Annotated in this window: 3 protein-coding genes; all 3 read right to left on the reverse strand. The window is 70.9% G+C overall.

What is annotated here, in order from left to right:
• Positions 1-160: 160 nt before the first annotated feature.
• The 3 genes from WBA11_RS16265 to WBA11_RS16275 all read right to left on the reverse strand — a co-directional run bounded on the left by WBA11_RS16265 (position 161) and on the right by WBA11_RS16275 (position 2,702).
• Positions 161-1,168, reverse strand: a complete 1,008-nt coding sequence (locus WBA11_RS16265; RefSeq protein ID WP_424521702.1) for a cytochrome-c peroxidase — start codon at positions 1,166-1,168, stop codon at positions 161-163.
• 4 nt (positions 1,169-1,172) lie between these two features.
• Complete coding sequence (locus tag WBA11_RS16270) at positions 1,173-2,216, reverse strand: MbnP family protein (RefSeq protein ID WP_424521703.1); 1,044 nt, start codon at positions 2,214-2,216, stop codon at positions 1,173-1,175.
• A 108-nt stretch (positions 2,217-2,324) separates the two neighbouring features.
• Positions 2,325-2,702, reverse strand: a complete 378-nt coding sequence (locus tag WBA11_RS16275; protein ID WP_424521704.1) for a hypothetical protein — start codon at positions 2,700-2,702, stop codon at positions 2,325-2,327.
• Positions 2,703-2,773 lie beyond the last annotated feature (71 nt).

Consider the following 2,773-nt stretch of genomic DNA (forward strand, 5'->3'; position numbering starts at 1 on the left):
GCCGTGAGCGCGACTGTCAGCCCGCCGCCCGTGGCCGTGCCGATCTCGACTTCGCCCCGCGCCTCGTCGGGCGGCGGGGGCGGCTGGAGCTCTCGGAAGTCGAAGTCGAGCGTGTCCGGGACGCACCCGGCGACGAGCAAGAGCAGGAGGGAGAGTCGTTTCATGGCGCGGCCTCGACGTGGGCGGGGCGGTCGTAGAGGGTGTGGAGGAAGGCGACCAGCGCGGCGCGGTCGTCTGGGCTTAGCCGGAGCGGTAAGACGCGGGCGCTCTGGCCCGGCGTGCCGTCGCCGCCCCGGTCGTAGTGGTCGACGACGGCCTCGAGGTCGGCGAAGCGTCCGTCGTGGAAGTAGGGAGCGGTCCGGGCAACGGCTCGGAGCGAGGGGACGCGGAACGTGCCGCGATCCTCATCGGAGAACGTGATTCGGGCTCGGCCGGGGTCGTCGTCGGTGACGGACGCGCCGTTGTTCTTGAACCCGTCCGTCGTTAGCTGCGGCCCGGCGTGGCAACTCTGGCAGTGCGTCTCGAAGAGAGCGAGCCCGGCACGCTCGTCGTCCTCGAGGGCGGAGGCGTCGCCGGCGCGGTAGCGGTCGAAATCGGTCGGTGCGCTCACCAGCGTCCGCTGGAAGGCGGCGAGCGCGTAGGTCAGCGTCTGGACGTTGGGGCCGTCGCCGTCGAAGGCCTCGGCGAAGAGGGTTGGGTACTCGGGGTGCTCGCGGAGTCGGGCGAGCGCGTCCTGCGGGGCGAGGTCCATCTCGTGCGGGTCCTCGAGGGGGACGAGGGCCTGGCTCTCCAAAAAGAGCGCGCCGCCGTCCCAGAACAGCGTCTTGCGGTAGGCCACGTTTAAGAGGGACGGCGCGTTGCGCAAGCCGACAGCGCCGCCGACGCCGACGCTCTTTTGGCGACCGTCGGAGAAGGACAGCTCCGGCAGGTGACACGAGCCACACGAGACCGTCCGGTCGCGCGACAGGATGGGATCGAAGAACAGCCGGTCGCCGAGGGCCACGCGGTCCGCGCGGAGCGGGTTCTGCGGCGGGACGGGGAGCGGCTCGAACCCGTCAGGCACGGGCACCACGACCGTGACCGGCCCGGGCGTCTCCGCCAAGCCGGCCCCGTCGCATCCGGCCGCGCAGAAGGCGGCCGCGAGCAGGAGTCGTAGGTGCCCGCGCATCGGGCTACATGTCGAGGCCGCGGACGCCCTGCAGCGTGAACGCGGTCTGCGCGTTCGCCGTCGCCTGGTCCACGACGCCCTGGCAGCCGCCCGTCATGCAGAAACGGTTGGCCGGATCGGCGTAGTCGATGCCCTGGACCAAGCGCCCAAGATCGAGCATGACGTGGAGGTCCTGCATCTGGCCGCCCATCAGCTCAAAGTCCTGGTCGAGCGTGACCGTCGTCGCGTTCGGCGACAGGCCGACGTGGAGCCGCCACTGGCCCGAGGCGGGGTCGCCCGGCGTGTCGGTCGCGGCGTCGACAGCGCCGTCGCCGTCGATGTCGAGCAGTCCGTCCAGGCGCAGGAAGACGAAGCCGGCGTTCCAGTTCCAGTGCATCGAGGGCGTCTGGGGCGCGAGCGGGTGGTCGACGGGCGCGTCCTCCGGGGCGATCCGGTTGTCGAGCCCCTGGACGCCCAGCAGCATCCGAACGCCGGTGTAACGGCCCGAGGGGACCTCGCCCAACGTCGTCGGCTGGCGTCCGGCGTCGGCGTCGACCAGGACGTAGCGCTGGTCGAGGGTGTGCTGAATGTCGGTGTCGGCGTCGTCCTTGGCGCGGACGGTGACCGGCTCGTCGGCCATGACCATGATCTCGCGGCCGTCCTCGTGCAGGAGCGTGATGCCGGAGAGGTAGAGGTGGGCGATGTCGAGCTGGCCCGTCGTGCCGTTGACGGCGAAGGGCTGCCCGGCGGCGAGGTCAGCGCCGTCGGCCATCGTCTGGACGTCCAGGCGGACGGTGGCTGGGTCGCTGGAGGTCGTGTCGCTGGAGTCGCAGCCGGCGACGACGAGGGCGAGCAAGAGTGCGCCGGTCGGCGCGAGGGTACGGAGAGTCATCGGTGTACAAGCGTGACTGAACGGCACGGACGGTCCGTGCCAGACAGGTGCGATGGTGCCGACTGGCAGAGGCCGGTCGGACGGAAAGGGGGGCGGTCCGTCCTCGAGGTCGACCCCGAACGGGGTCGCGCAGAGCCCGCCCTGGGCGTGGCTCGTCCTCGAGGTCGGTCTAGACATGCGCGGCGTCATCCCTCACGGACACACGTCCTCGAGGTCGATCGATCGGCGCACGATCACACCGGCTCACGGTCCGCAGCGTGCGGACGCGTCACAAGAGCCGGCGGACTACCCCCGCCTCGGGGGATGGAACACGTCCTCGAGGGCGCCGCTGTCGTCCTCAAGACCGGTCCGCCCGGTCGGGGAGGAGGGCTCGCGCCAGGCGTCCTCCGGCACGGCCGACGCCGGCGGAGCAACGGCGATGAGGGTCGGCGCGGTCACGACGGCCTTCGGCGTGTGGGCCGGCTCGTCGTGGCCGTGGTGGCTCTCCATCTTCTTGTTCAGAAAGCACATCCCGTCACAGTCCGAGTCCGGGGACTCGCACAGGTGCTCGGCGATGTGCTCCTGCCGAACCTCGAACGCGCCCCAGATCACTAGCGCGCCCAATGTGCTGGTCAGCACAGCGAAGGCAGCGATGAGGCCGAGGGCGAGACGGAGGAGTGCCACGATGAAGGCTACGGACGACAGGGCGGTCTCGGGGTGAAAACGAGCAGAGGGCGCTCCGTGTTACACCGGCG

Source organism: Rubrivirga sp. (genome assembly GCF_049648075.1).
Lineage (GTDB): Bacteria > Bacteroidota > Rhodothermia > Rhodothermales > Rubricoccaceae > Rubrivirga.